At 74.3% G+C, this 21,387-nt stretch carries 16 protein-coding genes; 6 read left to right on the forward strand and 10 right to left on the reverse strand.

Annotated elements, in window-relative coordinates; genetic code table 11:
* Nucleotides 1-22: 22 nt before the first annotated feature.
* Together HKK73_RS18215 and HKK73_RS18220 are read right to left on the reverse strand one after the other, a co-directional pair.
* Entirely contained in the window at nucleotides 23-274 is a 252-nt protein-coding gene (locus tag HKK73_RS18215) for a hypothetical protein (protein WP_021483231.1), read from the reverse strand.
* A gap of 50 nt (nucleotides 275-324) precedes the next feature.
* Nucleotides 325-573, reverse strand: coding sequence for a DUF2630 family protein (locus tag HKK73_RS18220; protein WP_043655332.1), 249 nt, complete (start codon nucleotides 571-573; stop codon nucleotides 325-327).
* Nucleotides 574-663: 90 nt separating this feature from the next.
* Between HKK73_RS18220 and HKK73_RS18225 the strand changes: the two genes are divergently transcribed.
* On the forward strand, nucleotides 664-1,062 hold the full coding sequence (locus tag HKK73_RS18225; protein WP_051028203.1) for a VOC family protein: 399 nt from the start codon (nucleotides 664-666) through the stop codon (nucleotides 1,060-1,062).
* A gap of 4 nt (nucleotides 1,063-1,066) precedes the next feature.
* Here the strand turns inward: HKK73_RS18225 and atpC are convergent, their stop codons facing one another.
* Nucleotides 1,067-1,384 carry an ATP synthase F1 subunit epsilon gene (gene atpC, locus HKK73_RS18230; protein WP_198163144.1) on the reverse strand — a complete coding sequence of 106 codons (318 nt, stop codon included), beginning with the start codon at nucleotides 1,382-1,384 and terminating at the stop codon, nucleotides 1,067-1,069.
* 178 nt (nucleotides 1,385-1,562) lie between these two features.
* On the opposite strand from atpC, the gene HKK73_RS18235 reads away from it, so the two are divergent.
* Both HKK73_RS18235 and HKK73_RS18240 read left to right on the forward strand, forming a co-directional pair.
* Entirely contained in the window at nucleotides 1,563-1,943 is a 381-nt protein-coding gene (locus tag HKK73_RS18235) for a VOC family protein (RefSeq protein WP_171468576.1), read from the forward strand.
* Nucleotides 1,944-2,427: 484 nt separating this feature from the next.
* Complete coding sequence (locus HKK73_RS18240) at nucleotides 2,428-2,934, forward strand: FBP domain-containing protein (protein ID WP_021483431.1); 507 nt, start codon at nucleotides 2,428-2,430, stop codon at nucleotides 2,932-2,934.
* Here HKK73_RS18240 and HKK73_RS18245 read toward each other — a convergent pair.
* Nucleotides 2,918-5,155: an efflux RND transporter permease subunit gene (locus HKK73_RS18245; protein ID WP_171468577.1), complete on the reverse strand. Its 2,238-nt coding sequence runs from the start codon at nucleotides 5,153-5,155 to the stop codon at nucleotides 2,918-2,920. The genes HKK73_RS18240 and HKK73_RS18245 overlap by 17 nt on opposite strands.
* A gap of 271 nt (nucleotides 5,156-5,426) precedes the next feature.
* The gene (locus tag HKK73_RS18250) at nucleotides 5,427-8,750 is read right to left on the reverse strand and encodes a family 16 glycoside hydrolase (protein WP_171468578.1); all 3,324 of its coding nucleotides are present in this window, start codon (nucleotides 8,748-8,750) and stop codon (nucleotides 5,427-5,429) included.
* Nucleotides 8,751-8,916: 166 nt separating this feature from the next.
* Between HKK73_RS18250 and HKK73_RS18255 the strand changes: the two genes are divergently transcribed.
* From HKK73_RS18255 to HKK73_RS18265, 3 genes are all read left to right on the forward strand, one after another.
* Nucleotides 8,917-9,828, forward strand: a complete 912-nt coding sequence (locus tag HKK73_RS18255; RefSeq protein ID WP_171468579.1) for a PhzF family phenazine biosynthesis protein — start codon at nucleotides 8,917-8,919, stop codon at nucleotides 9,826-9,828.
* A 60-nt stretch (nucleotides 9,829-9,888) separates the two neighbouring features.
* Nucleotides 9,889-11,202 carry a sugar MFS transporter gene (locus HKK73_RS18260; RefSeq protein ID WP_171468580.1) on the forward strand — a complete coding sequence of 438 codons (1,314 nt, stop codon included), beginning with the start codon at nucleotides 9,889-9,891 and terminating at the stop codon, nucleotides 11,200-11,202.
* Between the two features lie 107 nt (nucleotides 11,203-11,309).
* A complete protein-coding gene (locus tag HKK73_RS18265) occupies nucleotides 11,310-12,794 on the forward strand; it encodes a glycosyltransferase 87 family protein (RefSeq protein WP_043660402.1) in 1,485 nt (494 codons plus the stop codon).
* A 79-nt stretch (nucleotides 12,795-12,873) separates the two neighbouring features.
* Here the strand turns inward: HKK73_RS18265 and HKK73_RS18270 are convergent, their stop codons facing one another.
* The 5 genes from HKK73_RS18270 to HKK73_RS18290 all read right to left on the reverse strand — a co-directional run bounded on the left by HKK73_RS18270 (nucleotide 12,874) and on the right by HKK73_RS18290 (nucleotide 20,844).
* On the reverse strand, nucleotides 12,874-13,293 hold the full coding sequence (locus HKK73_RS18270) for a hypothetical protein (protein ID WP_043660404.1): 420 nt from the start codon (nucleotides 13,291-13,293) through the stop codon (nucleotides 12,874-12,876).
* An 83-nt stretch (nucleotides 13,294-13,376) separates the two neighbouring features.
* Nucleotides 13,377-14,612, reverse strand: coding sequence for a WxL protein peptidoglycan domain-containing protein (locus HKK73_RS18275; RefSeq protein WP_171468582.1), 1,236 nt, complete (start codon nucleotides 14,610-14,612; stop codon nucleotides 13,377-13,379).
* 132 nt (nucleotides 14,613-14,744) lie between these two features.
* On the reverse strand, nucleotides 14,745-16,019 hold the full coding sequence (locus tag HKK73_RS18280; RefSeq protein ID WP_114552950.1) for a hypothetical protein: 1,275 nt from the start codon (nucleotides 16,017-16,019) through the stop codon (nucleotides 14,745-14,747).
* 33 nt (nucleotides 16,020-16,052) lie between these two features.
* Nucleotides 16,053-17,072: a sugar phosphate isomerase/epimerase gene (locus tag HKK73_RS18285; RefSeq protein WP_034651214.1), complete on the reverse strand. Its 1,020-nt coding sequence runs from the start codon at nucleotides 17,070-17,072 to the stop codon at nucleotides 16,053-16,055.
* A 94-nt stretch (nucleotides 17,073-17,166) separates the two neighbouring features.
* The gene (locus HKK73_RS18290; protein WP_253705706.1) at nucleotides 17,167-20,844 is read right to left on the reverse strand and encodes a PQQ-dependent sugar dehydrogenase; all 3,678 of its coding nucleotides are present in this window, start codon (nucleotides 20,842-20,844) and stop codon (nucleotides 17,167-17,169) included.
* Nucleotides 20,845-21,387: the final 543 nt, after the last annotated feature.

Consider the following 21,387-nt stretch of genomic DNA (forward strand, 5'->3'; position numbering starts at 1 on the left):
CCCGGCCTCCGTGTCGAGGGTGTCAGCGCTCGGTCGTGCCCGTGCCCGCCATCGGGAGGGCGAAGGCGAGCGTCGCCGCCGCGAGGCCGCCCACGAAGAGCCACACACCGCCGTCGACGCCGGACATGCCCGACCCCATGAGCACGAGCCCGCCGACGAACAGCGCGAACGCCACGACGAACCGTGCGACCGCGCCCGCGTGACCGGGGATGTCGCGCCCTTCGGTCCCGGTGGGGAGGGGGCTGTGCGCCGCCTGCTCGCTGGACGTGGTCATGGGGTTCTCCTTCTGAGGTCGGAACGGGAGCCGGACGTCGCCGTCGGCGATCAGTCCAGGTAGTTCTCCACCGTACCGGGGTCTCGCACCGCCGCCGCATCGGGGTCGCCGCCGAACTCCCGGGCGGCGCCACGCTGGCGCAGCAGGTCCCAGCACTGGTCGAGCTCGACCTCGATCGCGCGGAGCCGCTCGTGCTCCTCGCCCCCGGTGATCTCACCCTGCGCGAGCTGCTCGCGGAGCTCGCGCTCCTGCGCCACGAGGTCGCTGATCGTCCTGCGGATGCCGCCGTCGGTCGCCATGCCGTCCACGGTATGCCCGACGGCGCGGGCGCGCCCCGGGAGGCCGGCCCCACGCGGCGCAGCGTCGGCGGTGCGCCCTAGGCTCGTCGCATGACGACGACGATCGGGCGCACGGTCCTGCTCTGCCGCGACCTCGACGCGAGCGCCGCGTTCTGGGCCGACGGGTTCGGCTTCCGCACGTTGTTCCAGGGAGAGACCGAGGGGTTCCCCCTGCTCCACGTCGGCCCCGGACGCGTCGACGAGCCCGGCCTGTGGCTCGTGCCGCTCCCCGAGGGCGGCGCCCCGCTCGTGCGCCACGGCCTGCCCAACCTCGTGCTCTACGTCGACGACCTCGACGCGACCCTCGCACGCCTCGCCGCGGCCGGGGTCGAGCCGTTCGTCGGGCCCGACGCCGACGCCGAGACCGGCGACCGGTTCGCGCACGTCCACGACCCCGACGGGCACCGGGTCGTCGTCGTGCAGCTCGGGACGACGACCGACCCCGCGTAGCGGGCTACCGAGCGCGCACCCATGTCGCGTCGTCGGCGAGGATCGTCACCTCGTCCTGGTCGACGACGAGGAACCCGCCCCCGATCCGCAGCTCGGCCGTCGGGCGGTCCGGGGTGCGCAGACGCACCCGGCCCGCCATGAGCGACGCCGCGACCGGCTGGTGCCGCGGCAGGATGCCCAGCGTGCCCGACGCCGCCGGGACCGTCACGCTCCGCGCCTCCCCCGCCCAGAACACCCCGGACGGCACCACCACCTCCACGGACACCAGCCGCTCCCCGGCGGGTGCGGCGGTCTCGGACGGGGACGGCAGGGCGACGGGCACGGAGTTCCTCCCGGACGGCGGACGGCGGAACCCCCGAGTCTGGCCGGGCGACCCGCTCGCCGGGCCCGGCACTTCGTCACCCGGGCGGGGCCGAAGGTCACCGGGGAAGCACCCGCCGCGGTGGTGCCGGCGGGCGGCCCGCGGGTGGCCCGTGGGTGGCCCACGTCACGATGGGCGCATGAGCAACCACGCGCACGGCATCCACCACTCCATCGACTACGTCGAGCTCCCCGTGACCGAGCTCGCCGCCGCGCAGGCGTTCTACGGCGCGGCCTTCGGCTGGGAGTTCGTCCCCTACGGCCCCGGGTACGCCGGGATCCGCACGGCGGCGGAGTCCGGCGCGGACGAGGCCGGCGGTCTGCGTCTGGCCGAGTCGGGCGACGTGACCCGCGGCGGTCCGTTCGTCCTGCTGTTCTCCGAGAACCTCGACGCGACGCTCGCCGCCGTGCGGGACGCGGGCGGCGAGGTGGTCGAGGGCCCGTACGAGTTCCCCGGCGGCCGCCGGTTCCACTTCCTCGACCCGAGCGGCAACGAGCTGGGCGTCTGGGCCACGTCCTGAGGGACGGCGTCGGCCGTCGAGCGGGGTGCGTGGCGGCCCGGGCGGCAATCACGTTGACGACGGCGGGGGCCGAGGCGCACCATCGAGGGTGACGGTTGCCGAGGGCAGCCGTCCGTCGTGCCGGATGGGCACGACCACGAGTCAGGATCGCGCCGCCGGCGCGCCGCACGGGACGAGGAGACGCGGATGCACGGCACCGCAGGCTGCGAGGTGGCCATGGCGGCCTGCTCGGGCGCCCTCTCCCCCCGCACCGTCACCCGCTGAGACCACCGGGCCGCGGGCCGTAGTCCCCGACGCCCGCCTCGCTCCGGGGCGCACCGCCGTCCGACGACCCCGTCGTCGCGGCCGCGCCGGTCACGACGCGACGGCTGCGGGCACGCCGTCCTCCCCGCCCCCGGCGGCGCCGTCGTGCGCCCGGGCGAGCACGCGTCGTCGTGCACGCCCGCCGGGCCGCGGACCGTCCTGACACGGAAGCAGCGAACCCATGAACCCCCTGACCGAGAAGCAGATCCGCGCGTCGTTCGTCAACGCGTCCAAGCGCGAGGCCGCGCAGGCGACCCTCCCCGACCTCGACACGCTCGACTGGGACCGCCTCGACTACCTCGGGTGGCGCGACCGCAAGGCCCCGCTCCTCGCGTACGCCGTCGTGGAGGTCGACGACGAGCCGCGCGGCGTCCTGCTGCGCTCGACCGACGCCAAGACGGGCGGACGGCGCAAGCGTGCGGTGTGCGCGTGGTGCGAGGACGTCGTCGTGACGGACGACGTCAGCCTCTACGTGGCGCGCCGCGCCGGGGCCGCCGGGCGCCGCGGCAACACCGTCGGCACCCTCATCTGCACGCAGTTCCTCTGCTCGCAGAACGTCCGCCGGGCCCCGACCCGCACCGAGATGGGCGACGACGAGTCGATGCGCGAGCTGTTCGTCGAGCTCCGCGTCGACGGCCTCCGCGAGCGCTCCGCGCGCTTCGTCACCGAGGTCATGCGCGACGTGTGACCGACCGCGGCTCTACCTCGGCGGACCCAGGCTCTCCCTCGGCGGACCCGGGGTCTCCCTCGGCGGACCCGGGCTCTACGTCGGCGGACCCGGGTTCTCCCCCGCGCCAGGAGGGCCACCAGTTCCACCGGCCCAGGAGCGTCATCGTCGCGGGCAGCAGCAGCCCGCGCACGACGGTGACATCGAGGAGCACGGCGACGGCCATGCCGACGCCGACCTCCTTCATCGCGACGAGCTCGCCCGCCGCGAAGCCGAGGAACACGATGCCGATGGCGACGGCCGCCGTCGTGACGACCGGGCCGGACGCGGTGATGCCGCGGAGCACGGCCCGGTCGTTCGCGACGCGCGGGTCCTCGCCGGGCGTGCGGGCGCGCCACTCCTCCGCGGTGCGGGACAGCAGGAAGACCTCGTAGTCGGTGGACAGGCCGAACACGAGCATGCCGACGAGCAGGGGCGTCGTGACGTCGAGCGCGCCCCACGGCTCGAACCCGAGGAGCGAGGCGCCGACGCCGTGCTGGAACACGGAGACGAGGACGCCGAGCGTCGCCGCGAGCGTGAGGAGGTTGAGCACGAGGGCCTTGAGCGGCACGACGAGCGAGCCGGTGAGCAGGAAGAGCAGCACGAAGGTCGCGAGCACCACGACCCCGGCGGCGAGCGGGAGCCGCTGCGCGAGGTGCTCCTGGGTGTCGACGACCTCGGCGGCCGGTCCGGCGACCAGCACCTCGAGGTCGGTGTCGAGGGCGCGCACGGCGTGCACGAGGTCCTGCGCCTCCTGGGCCGTCGCGTCACCGCCCGGGCCGACGTCGGGCGTGAGGTCGACGACGGTGACCTCGGGCGGGTAGCCGGTGTCCTGCATGGCGTCCTCGACACCGGGCAGGGCGGCGGCCCGGTCGAGGAGGTCGGGCACCGCCGGGTCGTCGACCGGGCCCTCCACGAGCACGGTGACGGGCGCGACGCCGAGGTCGGCGAAGCGGGAGGTGGTGGCGTCGGCGGCGAGGCGCGCCTCGGCGTCGGCGGGCAGCGAGCGGACCTCCGAGCTGCCGAGCGTGAGCGAGCCGAGGGGCGCGGCGAGGGCGAGCAGGAGCGCCGTCGCGCCGAGCGTGACGAGCACGGCGTGGCGCTGCGCGGTGCGCGCGAGCCGGCCCAGCGTGCCGGCGCCGCCGCGGCCCGTCCACGGGTGGGACCAGGTGCGGGCGCCCGGCGCGGGGATCGCGCGGTGCCACGTGGCGACGAGCGCGGGGACGAGCGTGAGCCCGGCGGCGGTCGCGACGAGCACCACGATCGCGCCGCCCACCGCCATGCCGGAGAGCAGGGAGTCGCCGAGCAGGAGGAGCCCGGCGAGCGAGATCGCGACGGCGAGGCCGGAGGCGAGCACGGCGCGGCCGGCGGTCGCCAGCGTGCGCCCGACGAGCTCGTCGAGCGGGAGGCCCGGGGACGCGGCGCGCTCCTCCCGGAAGCGCGCGAGCACGAGCAGCGAGTAGTCGACCGTGAGGCCGAGGCCGAGCAGCGTCACGACGTTCACGGCGAACTCGTTGACGGGCACGACGCCGAGCAGCCCGCTGAGCACGAGCAGCGCGACCGCGATCGCGGCGAGCGCGGAGAGCAGCGGGACCAGGCCGGCCCGCAGGCCGCCGAGGACGACGACGAGCACGACGAGGAGCACCGCGATCGCGATCCCCTCGCCCACCGCGGCGTCGGTGATGGCCTGCTCGACGAACGCCTCCTCCGCGAGCAGCGCGCCGCCCACGAGCACCCCGGGGGTGTCGACGCTGTGCAGCGCGTCGGCGACGCGGTGCGCGAGGGCGAGCGCCTCGTCGTCGGACAGCGCGGGGTCGAGCTCGACGACGACGAGCGAGCCCTGCGCGTCGTCGGCGATGAGCCCGCCGCCGGTGTAGGCGTCGGAGAGCTCCACGACGCCGGGCATCGCGCGGATGCCGTGCATGACCTCGCTCGCCTGGGCGATGAGGTCGGCGGAGAAGTGGTCGCGGCCGGACAGCACCGCGACGACGGTCTCGCCCTCGGGGGCGAGCTCCTCGAGGCGTTCCGCCGCGAGGGCGGACGCGCTGCCCGGCGGGGCGGGGTCGACGTCGGAGGTCTTGTCGAAGACCGCCCCGCCGAGCACGGCGCCCGCGACGAGGAGGACGGCCCAGACGGCGAGGACCACGCCCCGGCGGCGGGCGGCGAACCGTCCGGTCCGGTGCAGGAGGCGTCCGAGCGTCATGGGTGCTCCCCTCGTCGGGAACTCGTCGGGGAGTCGTGGGGTCGGCCTCGGCCGGCTCGCCCACGACGTTCGTGCGGTGCGTCCGTGCGGCAGCGCGCGGACGTGAGCACCCTACGCGAGGGTGGGAGCGCCGTCGGACCGCGCTCCGCCCTGCGGGGACGCCCTGCCGGGCGCCGGACGAGACGGGTCGGGCGGGGGCGGCTCGTGCCGCCGCCCCCGCCCGGTGCGACCCGGGGCGGACGGCTCACGCCGCCCGCCCCGGGTCATCGGCTCAGCCGCAGCTGACGGCCTCGTAGGCGGCGTCCGCCTCGAACGTCCGGCCGTCACCGGTCGCGGAGACCTGCGCGACGCCGGCCTCGACCGACGTGGCACGCGTCGCGAACGACTGGTACGCGGAGGCACCCGGCTGGACGCCGGTCACCGTCTTCGTCCCGAACGGCGTCGTGAGCGTGACGTCCGCCGGCACCGTGTCGTCGTTCGTGGCACGGACCGCGACGTAGACCTTGCCCGCGAGGCAGCGGGTCTGGACCGTCGTCGAGATCGCGAGCTCCTCGACGGGCTCGTCGGTCAGCTCCTTGAACCGGATGTTCCGGTAGTTGACCATCTCGCCGTTGCCGTGGTTCTGGATCCCCACGAAGCTGTTGACCAGGCGGGCCGGGTCGCTGCTCGTGAAGTCGTTGACCAGCACGTCGTTGAGGTAGACCCGGATGCGGTCGCCCTCGACGCGGATGTCGTACGCGTTCCACTGGCCGACCGGCTTGAGCGAGGCCTCGACGGCCGCGGCGTCGGCACCCTGGAACGTGTAGATGGCACCCGTGGTGCGGTCGGCGGCGTCGGTCGCGTCGATCTGGATCTCGTAGCCCTTGTTGACGGCCACCCACGGGTCGTCGCCCGGGTTCGGGAACCCGACGAACACGCCGCCGTTGTCGTCCTTGAGGAGCTTCCAGTCGAGCTTCAGGCTGTAGCTGTCACCGAGCTCCTGGTTGTACCAGAGCAGGCCCATGCCGCCCGCGCCCTGGATCGAGCAGTCCTCCTGGCGGCCGAAGCCACCCGGACCGGCCATGCGCCAGCCCTCCTGGAGGCTCGCGAGGGTGCCGTCGAAGAGGGCGGTGTAGCCGTCCTCGACCTCGCCCGGGGTGCAGATGTCCGGGTTCTCGCCGATCGAGAGCACGTCGATGTTGATGTTGCCCTGGTCGCCCGTCTCGTACGCGAGCGTGATGGTGTTCGTGCCGGCCTGGAGCTCGAGGTCGCGCGTCTGCACGCCCCAGTCCTTCCAGCTCCCCGTGGTCGGGAAGTTCCACTGGCCGAGGTCCTGGCCGTTCACGTGGAGCGAGACGTTCTTGGACCGCAGCTCGGTGTACGGGTGGATGCCGTTGGCGTAGCGCACGTTCACCGGGTAGGTGCCCGCCTCGGGGACGGTCACGGAGAACGTGCGGCCGGAGCCGACGCTCGTCATGCCCGCGGCGAAGCCGGAGCCGGAGTAGTTGCTGTGGTCCGAGCCGATGCTCGAGCCGCCGAGGGGCTGGGCCAGCTCCGCCTCGTACCAGCCACGGTCGGCCGGGGCGACGTAGCCGGGCAGCGAGTTGAGCGTGTACCAGGCCTCGGTGCTGAGGAGCTCCGCGCCGTCGGCCGAGGCGAACGGGCGCGGGGACCGGACGTAGACGACGTGGCCGGGCTTGAGACCGTCGATCTTCAGCGTGACGGTCGTGCGGTCCTCGGACACCTGGGCGTCCGTGACGAAGAGCGGCTGCTCGTCGACCTTCGGGCCGCCGTACTGCTGCGTCGGCACGTAGCGCCACTGCTTGATCTGGTACGCGTCGGCGAGGTTCTCGACGACCTCGTCGGAGACCGGGTCGGTGTACTCGATCTCGAAGCCGCCCTCGACCACGCGCATCTCCTTCATGTCGAAGGAGTCCTCGTTGACGGGGACGAGCTTCTGGAGGCCGAACCGGAGCTTGCCGGACTCGCCCCAGTTGCCGCCCTCACCGGTGCCGCCGGCGTAGAGCGCGCCGTCGGGGCCGTAGATGACGCGGTTCACGCCGACCTCGAGGCCCGCGGTGTGGCGGAAGACCGCACCCTGGAACTCGCCGTCGACCTTCTCGAGGAACGCGCGCTGGATGCCGCCGTACGTGACGTCGCCGAGCAGCATCTGGCCCGCGAACTCGCCGTCCTCGACGAGGATCGGGTTGCCCGGGGAGTTGGCGATCTCGTTCTGCGGCAGCCACACGGCCGGCGGGGCGACGGGGTTCGAGTCGAACGGCCCGGCCGGGTTCGTGTAGTGGTTGTAGAACTTGTCCTGCTGGATGTGGATGAGCTTGTTCGACGGCAGCCAGGCGCCCTGGTTGTCCGTCGCGAAGATCTCGCCCTCGGGGCCGAAGCCGATGCCGTTCGGCGTGCGGAGGCCGCCCGCGACGTAGCTCACCTCGCCCGTCTCGCGGTCGATCTTGATCGACGTGCCGCGGTTGGCCGCGGGCTGCGGGTTCGTCGTGGCGCCGCCGTTGTTGATGGCCACGGAGAGGTTGACGTAGAAGTAGTCCTCGTCGTGGATCAGGCCGAACGCGAACTCGTGGAAGTTGCCGCCGTCGGGCCACTCCGCGATCTTCGTGTGCGTGTCGTAGAAGCCGTCGCCGTCGGGGTCGGTGAGCTGCGTGAGCTGGTACCGCTCCGAGACGAAGATCGAGTCCTCGACGACCTCGATGCCCATCGGGTTGAGCAGCTCGTCCGCGACGAGCGTCGCCGTGACGTCCTCGGGGCCGTCGGCCGTGGTGACGCCGTCGAGGAAGTAGACCTCGCCGGACACCGGGTCGGGGCGCCAGCCGCCGGAGCTGACCTCGCCCGTCGTCACGACGGCCAGCTGCTCGTCCGGCGTGAACGCCAGGCCGGAGACCTTGGGCTCGAAGCCCGCGGGGCGCAGGTCGACGAGCTCGTAGTTGGGGTTGACGGAGTCGAGCCGCAGGCCGTCGCCGGCCGTGTCGGTCGCGCCCTCGCAGTACTTGTAGCCGGGCGCGGTCACGCGCACGACGCCGGCCTCGGTGCTGAGCGCCGAGGTCGGGATCACCTGGAAGGAGGAGCTGCCCGGCGTCTTCCACGCGAGCGTGAGGCGCTGCTTGTCGCTGCCCTCGTAGTAGTCGACCCGCAGGTCGTGCACGCCCGCGGTGAGCGTCGCGCTGCCCTCGACGGAGGTCGAGTCGTTGGGGCCGTCGTTCTCGAGGACGAGCTGGCCGTCGATGTAGACGAGCGCGCCGTCGTCGTTGGTCACGCGGAACTGGTACTGGCCGTCCGCGGGGACGTGCAGGTTCGCGCTCACCTGCGAGATGAAGTTGTCCTCGGCGCCGAACTGCTCGGCCGTGGACCAGTCGATGGTCGGCATGAGCTTGTCGACGTTGGGCGTCTGCCCGGACTTCAAGGTGCAGACCCCGCCGGGGTTCTGCGCGAGCTGGAAGGTCCGCAGCGTGACGCCGGGCTCCTGCTCGGGGAGCTCTGCCGCGGCGGGGACGGCCCAGCCCGCGACGACCAGGGCGCCGAGGGTGAGGGCGGCCGCGCCGCGTCGGTACCTGATCCGGCGGGACACCGGCAGGCTGGTGCGTTCGAGCATCGTTGCTCCTTACTCGGTCGGACTACGAGTCCACGGAGCGTAACCCCTGCCTGGCTCCGTCGATGACAACGCTGGACAGGCTAGCCCTCGTTCTATCGATGTGTCTACAACTTCCGTCTCGCCGTCGACAAAAGTGGTCCCACCAGCGGGGACGTACGCTCACGGCATGACCGCACGCCACGGCGACATCGCCGACCGGACCGCGTCCCGCCCGTTCGCCCAGGTCGACGTCTTCACCCGCACGCCGACCCTCGGGAACCCCGTCGCGGTCGTGCTCGACGCCGTCGACCTCACGGACGAGCAGATGGCCGCCTTCGCGCGCTGGACCAACCTCTCCGAGACGACGTTCCTCCTGCCGCCCACGCCCGACGGCGCAGCGGGCGGAGCCGACTACCGCCTGCGGATCTTCACCCCGGCGGGCGAGCTGCCGTTCGCGGGCCACCCGACGCTCGGGTCGTGCCACGCGTGGCTCGAGTCGGGCGGCAGCCCGCGCGCGGGGGACGTCGTCGTGCAGGAGTGCGGCGTCGGGCTCGTGACGATCCGGCGCGAGGAGGGCACGGAGCGGCTCGCGTTCGCCGCGCCCGCGCTGCTCGCCGACGAGCCGGTCCCGGCCGACGACCTCGCGGCGATCGTCGCCGCGCTCCGCGTCCCCGACGAGGCCGTGCTCGACCACCGCGTGCTCGACAACGGGCCGGGCTGGCGCGTCGTCCTGCTCGACTCCGCCGCGCGCGTCGCGGGGCTGACGCCCGACTGGACCCGGCTGCGCGCGGAGCGCCCCGACCTCTTGGTGGGCGTCGCCGGCCTGCACGGGGACGACGGCGGCCCCGACGGCACCGCCGTCGAGGTGCGCGGGTTCGCGCTCGCCATGGGCATCCCCGAGGACCCGGTCACCGGGAGCCTCAACGCCGTCGTCGGGCAGTGGCTCACGCGCGACGGGCGCTTCCCCGGGCGCTACGTCGCCGCCCAGGGCGCCGCGCTCGGCCGGGCGGGGCGCGTGCACGTCGAGCGCGACGGCGCCGGGACCGTCTGGGTCGGCGGGTCGAGCGTCACGTGCGTCGCGGGGACCGTCCGCCTCTGACGGGTCGCCGCCGCGGAAAACGGAGGCCCGGGGGCCCGCTCGCTCCGTAGACTCGGGCAAGTGTCAACAAACCCTCCGGTTTCCGGGACGGCGCGCGCCCTGACGGACCGCGCCGTGGTCTCGCGCGCGCGGTGGGCGCTCATGGTGCAGTTCGCGCTGTTCGGCGTCATCGGCACGTCGTGGATGAGCCGCCTGCCGTCGGTGCGCGAGGCGCTCGGGCTGAGCTCGGGCCAGCTCGGCGCGCTGCTCGTCGTGGGCGGGGTCGGCACCCTCACGGCCGTCGTCGTGACGGGCGCGGTCGTCGCGCGCTTCGGCAGCCGTACGACGCTCGTCGTCGCGACGTCCGCGAACGTCGTCGGGTTCGGCCTCGTCGCGCTCGGCACGGCGACCGGCAGCGTCGGCGTGTTCGCGGCGGGCGCGTTCCTCAACGGCATGTGCGGCGCGCTGACCAACGTCCCCATCAACATCTGCGCGGCGTCGGTGGAGCAGCACGTCGGACGCGCGATCCTCCCCCACTTCCACGCGGCCTTCTCCATCGGGGCGGCGTGCGGGGCGCTCATCGCCGCCGCGTTCTCGTGGGCGCACGTGGGCATCGCCACGCAGGTCGTCGTCGTCACGCTCGTCGTCACGGCGGCCCGTGCGCTCCTCATCGCGCCCGCGACGGCGATCGCGCCCGAGCGTGCCGCGGCGCGCACGACGGCGGCCGACGGCGCCCCCGCACCCCGGCGCGGCGCGGGCGTCCGGGCGGCGCTCGCCGCGTGGCGCGAGCCGCGCACCCTCCTCATCGGGCTCGTGCTGCTCGCGTCGTCGCTCTCGGAGGGCTCGGCGGGCAACTGGCTGTCCATCGCCGTGGTCGACGGGTTCGACGTGCGCGAGGCGCTCGGCGCGGTGGCGTACGGGACGTTCGTCGGCGCGATGACGGTGTTCCGGTTCGCCGGCACCGGGCTCATCGACCGGTTCGGTCGCGTCGCGGTGCTCCGGGCGTCGGGCGCCTCCGCGCTCGTCGGGCTCCTCGTGTTCGGCCTCGCGCCCACGCTGCCGCTCGCCTGGGTCGGCATCGTCCTGTGGGGCTGCGGTGCGGCGCTCGCGAACCCCGTCGCGATCGCCGCGGCGTCCGACGACCCCGCGCACGCCGCACCCCGCGTCGCGGTCGCGACGTCGTTCTCCACGGTCGCGATGCTCAGCGCTCCCCCGCTGCTCGGTCTGCTGGTCGACGGCGTCGGGGCCCGCCACGCGCTGCTCGTGATCTGCGCCGCCACCGTGCTGTCCCTCGCGGTCGCGGGCCAGGTCCGGCCGCTGCCGCGCCCGGCGGCGCCCGCCCCGGCCGACGACCTGCCGGAGCCCGGCCGGGAGCGCCCGGTCGGGTCCCGCTAGGGGGACGCGTCGCGCGCCCGCCGCGGCCCCGGCGCACACTGGCGGGTGTGAGCCTGGCAGCCCGTGCCCCGCGCCGAGCGCCCGCTGCCGCGCGGTGGGGGTGGGTCATGGCCGCCGTCGTGGCGGGCCTGGCGTTCCTCGTGCGGTGGCACCTCGTCGACGGCTCGGCCGGGATCGGCGGGTACCGCGGCTACGACGACGGCGTGTACTTCTCGGCCGCGGTGGCGCTCGTGCACGGCCGCGTGCCCTACCGCGACTTCCTGCTGCTGCACCCGCCCGGCTCGACGCTCGCCCTGACGCCCTTCGCGGCGCTCACCACGTGGACGAGCGACGACCACGCCCTGGTCGCCGCGCGCGTCGGCATCATGCTCGTCGGCGCGGCCAACGCCGTGCTCGTGACGCGCGTGGCGCGCCGGTGGGGCACGACGGCGGCCGTCGTGGGCGGCGTCCTCTACGCGCTGTCGTACGCCGCGGCGTGGGCCGAGCGGCTCACCCTCCTCGAACCCCTCGGCTCCCTGTGCCTGCTCGGCGGGGTCGTGCTGCTGCTCCGCGGCCTGGACCGGCGCCAGGAGGGCACCGGCCGCGAGCGCCCGTGGCTCTGGGCGGGCGGGGCCGTCCTCGCGCTCGGTGCGACGGTCAAGATCTGGGGCGTGGTGCCGCTTCTCGTCGTGCTCCTCTGGCTGCTGGTCGGTGCCGGGTGGCGCACCGCGGCCCGCGCGGCCGTGGGCGCCGTCGTCGCGCTGGTGGCGGTGCTCGGCCCGTTCCTCCTCGCCGCGGGGTCGGACATGGTCCGCATGGTCGTGCTCGACCAGCTCACCCGGCCCCCGGCGACGACGGACCTCGAGCAGCGGCTCGTGTGGCTCACGGGGACGGGCGGCCTGCGCGACCTCGTGCCGGAGCAGGAGCAGCTCGCCGTGGCGTGGACCGTGCTGGGGCTCGCGACGGTCGCCGCGGTCGCGGCGTGGGTCGGGCGGCGCGGGCGGCTGTGGGTCGTGCTGCTCGCGGTGCAGGTCGGCGTCCTGCTGCTCTCGCCGTCCGCGTACCCGCAGTACGCCGCGTTCTCGGCACCGGCGCTGGTCCTCGTCCTGGCCGCCGCGTGCTCGCTCCTGCCCCGCCCGGGCCGGGTCGCGGCGGGGGCGCTCCTGAGCATCGGCGCCGCAGCCCTCCTCGTGGCCGCGGTGCAGACCGCACCGCGCATCGCCCCGTTCCCGACGGCCGAGGTGGCGGCGGCGGTCCCCGACGACGGCTGCGTCCGCGCCGACTCCCCCGGGGTCCTCGCCGTCCTCGACGTGCTGAGCCGCGACCTAGAGCGCGGCTGCGAGCTTCCCGTGGACCTGTCGGGGTACTCGTACGACCACGGCGCGCGGGACGCCGCCGGCGAGCCGGTGCCGCGCCGTCGGAACCTCGCGTGGCAGGAGGAGGCGCTGCGCTACCTGACGTCGGGGTCGTCCGCCGTGCTCGTGCGGTCGACCGGCAACGGGTTCAGCGACGAGACCTGGCAGACCCTCGACGCCACGACGACGACCGTCCTCGACCGGCCGGGGGTGCAGGTGCTCGTCCCGCACGACGACGTCACGCGGCCGGAAGGCTGAGCCCGCGTCGCGCGTGGTGGGGTCGCTCAGGCGCGGGGCCTGGTACCGCTCCACGGACTCGAGCCGAGGTTCCCCGGCGTCAGTCCGGCTCCAGGGCGGCGATGCGCATCGTCACGTGGCTCGCGTACTCAGCGGGCTCTCGGTCGACCTGTACACGCAGCGGCCCTCGGGGGACGTCGAGGGTGCGCTCGTTCTCGGCGTCCCCGATCGCGAGGCGCCCGGACGGGCAGCTGAGCTGTCCGTCGAACTCCGCGGCCCCCGTGGGCAAGGGCTCACCGACGACGACGGTCACGGTGACCGTCGCCGTCGGAGGATCTACGTCCTCGGGCCAGTCGTCCGAGACGTCGACGTCGGCGGCATGGAGCACCGGCACCGCCAGGCAGGAAGGTGACGAAGCGATCGCCTCGTCGCCGAGGTCCGGGGGGAGGTCGAAGGACTCCTGCTCGTCGAAAGCCAGGAGGAGGCCCCACCGGAACGGTTGTGTCCACTCGAGCTGCACCCCCGCACCGTATCGAAGGCGCCGCGCCGCTCAGCCACGCCAGGTGACGCCGTCTCCACCACCGTCGCTCCGGCCCGGTCACCTCACGGCGCAGGTCTCGCCACGGGGTCGTGGTCCGGTGCCGGGCTGCCCACGGCGTCGGGGTCGGTCGGGGAGTCCTCGGCCCGCGCCTCGTCCGCCCCACCCGCGGCACGCTCGGCGAGCGCGGCGGCGACGGCGGCGTCGACCGCGCGCTGCTGGGCGGTCCGCGCCCGGCGCCGCGCGCGGACGCGCCAGACGACGACCAGCGCCACGAGGGCGAGGAGGCCGAGCGCGACCCATGGCACGGCCCAGGTGGTGGCGGTCGCGACGACGCCCGGCACGACGACCTCCGGGTCGGGCACCGTCCCGGGCAGCGGCACGACCTCGCCGCCGACCGTCAGCGTCGCGACCTCGCGCCCGAGCGGCCAGACGCCGTCGACCTCGACGGTCCGCTCGACGGACGAGCCGGGGAGCAGCTCGGGCACGTCGACGTCGGTCGCGGACGTCGCGCCGAGCCCGAACGGGCCGGAGACGCGGACGGCGGTCGCCGGGGCGACGCGCGCGTTGCCCTCGTTCGTCACGGTGAACGTGACGGTCGCGCTGCCGGGCGCGAACGGGTTGAGCGTGCCGTCGTAGGCGAGCCGCACGTCGTCGACCGCGAGCGCCGGGGCGAGCTCGCCCTGGACCCGCAGGTGCACGCGCGAGCCGAGCCGCCGATCGGTCGTGACGCCGTCCTCGGCGACCACGACGAGGGACGACACGACTCCGGCGGCGTAGTCTCCCGGCGTCGCGTCGTCGGGCACGGTGACGGTGAAGGGGACCTCGACGCGCTCCTGCGGAGGGATCTCGACCTCGGCCTGGTCGAGGGCGATCCACGTCCCGAGCGCGGTCGACTCCTCGCCCGCGGGCAGGAGGTCGAGCGTGCCGTCGTCGGTGAGGAAGCCGTCGGCGGCGTAGACGGCGAGCGCGAGCGGGGTGTCGCCGTGGTTCGAGACGACGAGGCTGTCGCGCAGGGAGCCGCCGGGCGCGAGCGAGTACGCGAAGTTGGGCCGGTCGACGCCCTGGGCGGTGTCTCCCGGACGCACGCCCCACTGCACGGTCTGCTCCGGGTCGGGCGCGGGGGCGTCGTCGGTCGCGACGGCAGTCCGCGCGGCGGGCGCGACGTGGCCGGGGGCCGCGGCGTCCCCGGGGAGCGCGGCGGCGGCGGGCGCGGCGGTCAGCGCGAGCGCGAGCAGGGGCCCGGCGAGCGCGCGCAGGGCGCGGGACGCGGGGGCGGGAGAGGTGCGGCGGTGGGTCATGCGCTCGGTCCTTCGTCGGTGCAGGTGGGGCGGCTCGGACGAGAGCCGCCGGACCGGCCGGCCACCACGGCGTGCGTGGTGGCCGACCGGTCGCCCGACCCGTGCCGGGCCGGGCTGCGGTGTCCCGCGGGATCAGCCCAGTGCGGTGAGCGTGATCGTCGCGGTGTAGGTGCCGCGCGGGGTGTCGAGCGGCATCTTGAGGTCGAGCTCGGCGCCGACCACGGACGCGCCGCGCGCGTGGCCCTCGTCGGCCCGCGCGAGGGTGCGTGCCTGCTTGAGGCCCTCGCCCTCGTCGAACCCGGACGCGACCGGGGCGCCGGCGACCGCGTCGCCGCCGTTCTCGATGACGCCCGGCGTCCAGCCGAGGTGCTTGCCGTCGACCGTCTGGCCGCCCGCCGTGAAGTCGGACACCTGGCCGGTGACCGACCACGCCGGGTCGCCCGCGCGCGTGTCCTGCACGCGCACGGGGACGAGCTGGCCCTGGGCCTGGTAGTAGCTGAGCTCCTCGTCGGCGACGCCGAGGTCGACGAGGCGCGACGAGCCCTCGAGCGACCACGTGAGCTCGCCCCCGGACTGCTGCGGCACGGTGACGGCCACGGCCTGGTCGCCCTCGGGCGCAGCCCCCGGCTCCTCACCGGTGTGGTCTCCCTCGACGCCGCCCGCGGTGTTCCCGGGCCCGAAGACGGCGGCCGGGTCGTTGCCCGTCGCGCGGATCGTGCCCTGGACCGCCGTGCCCGCGACCCGCAGGTTGCCGGCGTTGCCGCTGAGCACGAGGTCGCCCGCGACCGCGTTGCCCCACTCGTCGGCCTCGCCGGACGCCGTCGCGCCGACGAGCAGGTCGCGCGCACCGTTGCTCACGGTGAGCGTGCCCCCGACCACGGCGCCCGCGACCGTCACGCCGAACGCGGAGCCGTCGAGCGTCACGTCGCCGCGCACGGACGTGCGCAGCAGGTCGACGTAGCTCGCCTCCTGCGTGAGCAGCCCGCCGGAGACGGTCGAGTCGCTGATCTCGACGTCCACGCCCCCAGCCGCGACGTCGCCCCCGACGGTGAGGTCGTTGAGGTACAGGAACCCGTTCCGGGTGCCCGCCGAGTAGACGCTGACGTCCCCGGCGACGCTCGTGCCGTCGAGCAGCACGCCGTACGCGTCGGTCGCGACGACGTCGCCCCCGACGGTCACGGACGTCGCGTCGAGCCAGCCGCCCGGCTGGACCACGACGTCGCCCTCGACGGTCGCGCCACCGAGGACGCAGTCCGCGCCCCCCGGGACGACGAGGTCGCCGCTGACGGTCCGGTCGCCGAGGTCGGTCGTGCACTCGACGTCGGCGGCCTGCGCCGCGGGCGCGACCGCCGTGGCCGTGGCCACCGCGAGCAGCGCGGCGGCCGGGACCTTCCACTTCCACTTCATGTGATGCTCCTTGTCAGGTGTGGTCGGTCCGCGTCAGCCGCGGAGCGAGGAGATCTCGCCGTAGCTGCGGCGGGCGTTGCCCAGGGAGTTGAGGGCGTTGCCGGGCTCGGCCACGGTCGCCGCGTTGTCCTGCTCGTACAGCCCGAACCGCTGCCCTCGGTCGCGGAGCTGGGAGAGGAACGCCTGGTAGGGGATGTCGCCGGCGCCGAACTCGATGATGTCGTAGCCGTTGCCGCTGGACTCGTTGGTCTTGCCGTCCTTCAGGTGCAGGATCGGGAAGCGGCGCGGGTCGCGCGTGACGTAGTCGATCGGCTCGAACCCGGGGTACAGGTGGCGGCCCACGTACGCCCAGTAGACGTCCATCTCGAAGAACACGAGCTCGGGGTCGAGGTTGTCCCACAGCAGGTCGTAGACGCGCTGGTTCGGGTCGTCGCTGGTGAACGCCCACTCCTGGGCGTGGTTGTGCGAGTAGAGCTTGAGCCCCGCCGCGCGGGCCTTCTCGCCCATCTGGTTCCAGGTCTCGCAGGCCTGGAGCCACTGCGCCTTGGGGATGGGTCCGCCGTAGCCGCCCGCGATGGGTCCGCCCTGGCCGAGGTGCGGCATGCCGAGCGCGAGCGCCTTCTCGATCTCGGCGTCGATGTTCGCCGGGGTGAGGTTGACGTGCGCACCGACGGCCCGCAGGCCGTTGTCGTCGAGCAGCTGCCGGATCTCCGGCACGGTGATCGCGCCGACGCTCCCCTGCGTGTAGCCCGCGAACTCGATCTCGGAGTAGCCGATGTCGGCGAGCTCCTCGAACACGGCCCGGAACCCGAGCGAGCTGACCTTGTCCCGCACGGTGTAGAGCTGGATGCCGATGCGGTTCACCGGCACGAGCCGGTTGCGCCCGCCGGACGGCGCGACCGCCGTCGGGAGGGCGCCGCCGAGCGCGTTCGCCGCCGACGGACCGAGGGCGGCCCCCACGCCCACGGCGACCGACGACGCCGCGAGCGCCTTGAGCAGGTTGCGACGGGTCATCGGCTTGGCCGAGACCGTCGGGTGGTGATGTGAACTCATGTCTCTCCTTCGAGGTGAGCCGCCCCGGGACCGCACCCGGGGACGCCTGGGGGCCGGTGGCCCGGGCGGGTCGCCCGGGCCACCGGTGGGACGGTCAGCTGCGGACCGTGAGGGTGAGGTTCACCGTGCTGGGCGCGACCCCGGCGGACCCCTGGTAGCGGGCCTGCACCTGGTAGGTGCCGGTCGCCGCGAGCTTGGGGAGCGTCACGACGACGTCCCCCGCCTCGTCGAGCGTCCCGGTGAGCGACGCGACGGTGCCGTTGTTCCTGCGCACCGTCACCTGCACGTCGCCCGTGGGCACGACGCCGGTCGACGACTCCACGTGGAGCGTCGCCTTCGCCGCGACGGCGGGCTTCACCGGGTTCGGCGCCACGCTGCCCGTCGTGGTCGACCGGGCCTGGGCCACCGTGAGGCGCACCGTCCCCGCCGACGCCGTGTAGACGCCGTCGGCGCCGTACGTCGCGGTGAGGGTGTGCGTCCCGACGGCGAGCGACGGGTCGATCGCGATCGTCGCCGTGCCGTCCGCGAGCGTCCCGCGCCCGACCTCGGTCTCGCCCGTGGTGAGCACGACCTCGCCCGTGGGCGTGCCGCCCTCGCCCGTGACCGTGACGACGGCCTCGCCCGGCGCGCCGTAGGAGACGCGCGCGGCGCCGACGGAGACCGTCGTGGCCGAGGCGACCGTCGGCTCGTCCGGGGCGTCGAGGTCGATCGTGAACGACACCGCGCCGGCCTCGGAGACGTTGCCGCCCGTGTCGGTCGCGCGGTAGAGCAGGTCGTACGCGCCGTCCTGCGAGAACGTCACGCCGTACTGCTGGTTCGCCGCGAGGTTCGTCCACGTCGCGCCCGCGTCGCGCGAGTACTGCACGCTCGCGACCGCGCCGTCGTCGGTGGCCTGCACGGAGAACCGCACCGGCTCGTTGAACACGCCGCCGACGCCCGTGGGCGTCTCCGGCGCGAGCGTGTGCGCGACGGTCGGGGCGGTGACGTCCGCCGCGCCCGCCCCCACCATGGTGATCGCGTCCACCGCGAGCTCGTCGGACGACGTCACGAACAGCGTGCCCGAGCCCTCGGGGGCGTCGAACGTGATCTCGACATCCTGCCAGCCCTCGCCCGCGGGGACGACGGCGGTCGCGAACGGCTCGGCGTCGGCCGCGCCCCAGCGGAGCTGAAGCTCGCCGCTACCGCTCGCGCGGACCACGGCGCCGTCGATCCCGGCGAAGCTCACCGGGTCGTACCGCAGGAAGTCGCCCGCGCCGAGGCCGCGGACGGCGTTGCCGCCCCGTGCGGTCGCGTCGGCGAACACCTCGACGCCCTCGCGGCCGATCGCGTGCTCGCCCTGCTGCTCCTTCGGGTTGAGGCGCAGCGTCGCCTCGCCCGCGGCCGGCGGGAGGCCGTTGTGGCCCGCGTCGGTGTACGTGACGACGACCGCCCCGTACAGGAGGGCGCCGGGGCCGTGCTCGGGCGAGTTGGGGTCGGTGCGCCACGCGCCCGTGCAGCCCGTGCCCGTGGACTCGGGGTGCGCGTGCTCGTCGTGCCCGAGGCCGTACGTCCACGCGACGCGCGAGCACACGGTGCCCGAGCCCGCCTGCGGGTCCTCGAACGCGGCGGCGTACGCCTCGAGCACGTCCGCCACCATCTGCGCGGTGACGGCGCCGCCGGAGATCGCGACGAGCTCGTCGAGGGTGAAGCCGGAGGCCTCGCCCAGCGTCTCGGCGTCGACCCCGAGCGTCTCGACGAGGACGTCGTGCCCGATGGCGTCCGCGAGCCACTCGCCGATCTGGTCGCCCGACGTGAGGTGCGGCGTCGGCGCCTCGCCGCCGCCGAGGTCGTCCTCGGCGTCGGTCGTGGTCACCTTGTACGGGACGGCCTGGCCCCAGTCGAAGAACGCGCCGTCGGCCGGGTACTCGATCGTGACCTCGGGCGCCTGGTTCCCGACGGAGATGACGCGCGACGTGAGGGAGAACTTGCCCGACGCGTCGGTGACGCGCAGGCGCGCGGTGTACGCGCCGATCTCCGTGTACGTGTGCGTCGCCCGGACGCCCTCGGCGTCGAACGTGCCGTCCCCGTCCACGTCCCACGCGTAGGTGAGGTCGTCGCCCTCGGGGTCGGACGACGTCGACGCGTCGAACGTCACCTCGAGCGGCGCCTGCGACGACGACGTGGGCGTCGCGGTGAAGCGCGCCTGGGGCGCCTTGTTGCCCTCGGCGTAGTCGATCCGGTACAGGCCCGCGTCGGGGTTCGCGCGGAAGAAGCCGTCGCCGTAGTCGAGCACGTAGAGCGAGCCGTCGGGACCGAACTCGAGGTCCATCGGGTTGTCGTGCGGCGGCTGGCCCGCCGCGGCGAGCGCGGCGTTCGGCAGGAAGTCCTCGATGTGCGTGACGTCGAAGGTCTCCCAGTCGACCGTGAACGCGGCGAGGTAGTCCTGCGAGAACTCGCCGAAGAACGCCTTGCGGTCCCAGTACGCGGGGAGCTTCGTGGTCGACGGGTTGTCGGCGTCGTAGTGGTAGACGGGACCGCCCATCGGCGCCTGGCCGGAGCCGGAGCCGAAGTTCACGAGCTCGTCCCACGGCTGGTCGCCCGGGTTGTCGCCGTACCAGAGCGTCGCGGCGCGGGCCGGCGGCAGCTCGCGCAGGCCCGTGTTCCAGCGGGAGTCGTTGACGAGGTTCTCGGGGTCGAAGAACTCCCCCGGCGTGCCCGTCGCGAAGTCCCAGTCGTTGTAGGCGAAGTTGTCGCCCTGGACATAGGGCCAGCCGGCGTTGTGCGGGTCGTCGAGCGAGACGACGTTCCACTCCACGAGGCCCATGGGCCCGCGGCCCGCGGTCTCCGCGACCGCCTTCGTCGCGTCGGGGCCGTAGTCGCCCCACGAGAGCGAGTTCGTCTCCGGGTCGACCTCGAACCGGAACGGGTTGCGCACGCCCATGACGAAGATCTCGGGGCGCGTGCCCTCGGTGCCCGGCGCGAACAGGTTGCCCTCGGGGATCGAGTACGAGCCGTCGTCCTCGACGTGGATCCGCAGGATCTTGCCGCGCAGGTCGTTCGTGCTCCCCGCGCCACGACGCGAGTCGAAGCCGGGGTTCATGCCGGGGGCGTCGTTGTTCGGCGCGAAGCCGTTCGCGCCCGGGGTGCTCGCGGGCGTGTTGTCGCCCGTCGTGAGGTAGAGGTTGCCGTCGCCGTCGAAGTCGATGTCCGCCCCGACGTGGCAGCACTGGCCGCGCTGCACCTCGACGTCGAGGATCACCTGCTCGCTCGCGAGGTCGATCGTGTCGCCCGTCCACTGGAACCGCGCGAGACGGTTCACGCCCACCCAGCGGTCCCAGTAGCTCTCGTCCTCGCCCGCCGGGAGCGAGTTGGGCGCGTTGCCCGTCGGAGTGTCCGCGACGCCGTCGCCGTCCGCGTCGCGCGGCGCGTAGACGAGGTAGACCCACCCGTTGTCCTCGAACTCCGGGTCGAGCGCGACGCCCTGGAGGCCGTCCTCGGAGTTCGCGTAGACGTCGAGCGTCGTGACCACGCGCGTGATGCCCGTCGCCGGGTCGGTGAGCCGCACGTCGCCGTTGCGGGCCGTGTGCAGGACGCGCGAGTCCGGGAGGATCGCGAGGTCGATGGGCTCGCCCACGTCCTTCGTCAGCAGCACGCGCTCGTAGTTGGACCAGTCGAGCGCCGCCTCGGCGCCCGGTTCCGCGCCGTGGTCGACGCCGTCGTGCGCGACGGCGGGTGCCGTCGCCGCGCCCAGGCCCGTGAGCGCGAGGGCGCCGGCGGCCAGAGCCGCGGTCACCCGCCGGTTCCGGCGCGTACGCCGGTCGATATCCTTCATCTGATGCCGCTCCTGTGAGGTTCAGTCGCCTGTGAGGGGTCATCCGGACCGGGTCGCCCCCGTCGCGCCAACGACGGAATCAGGGCGGCTCGGTCTGTCTGTGCTGGTGGGAGGGCTGCGCGCCCCCTGCCCGGTGGTCCTCCTCGTCTCGTCGTCGAGCGCGATCCCCCCGCACGTCGTCGTGCGGACGGAGAGTGCCACCACGTGCACCGGGGCACGCGCGGAGGCGGTCGGGCCGTAGCGGTCGGGTGAAATTCACCTACCACTCGGTCGTCATCCTACGAGGCTTCTGTCGGGTGTCAATCAAAAGTCGAAAGTCCGCCGATGCACGGACTACAGGCAGGAACGCAGCCGAATCCTGACTGCGCTGTCGGGTTCGGGAACTGACCTCGAGCGCGCAGAGATCCCGCCAACGATCCGCCGTCGAGCACGTCGAGGCCGACGGCCTGCACGCCCGCTGCGCGGGCCTCCCGGCGTCCCGTGGGCCGAGAAGGCCGCGAGCAC

It is taken from the genome of Cellulosimicrobium sp. 72-3 (genome assembly GCF_013127315.1).
GTDB classification, from domain to species: domain Bacteria; phylum Actinomycetota; class Actinomycetes; order Actinomycetales; family Cellulomonadaceae; genus Cellulosimicrobium; species Cellulosimicrobium funkei.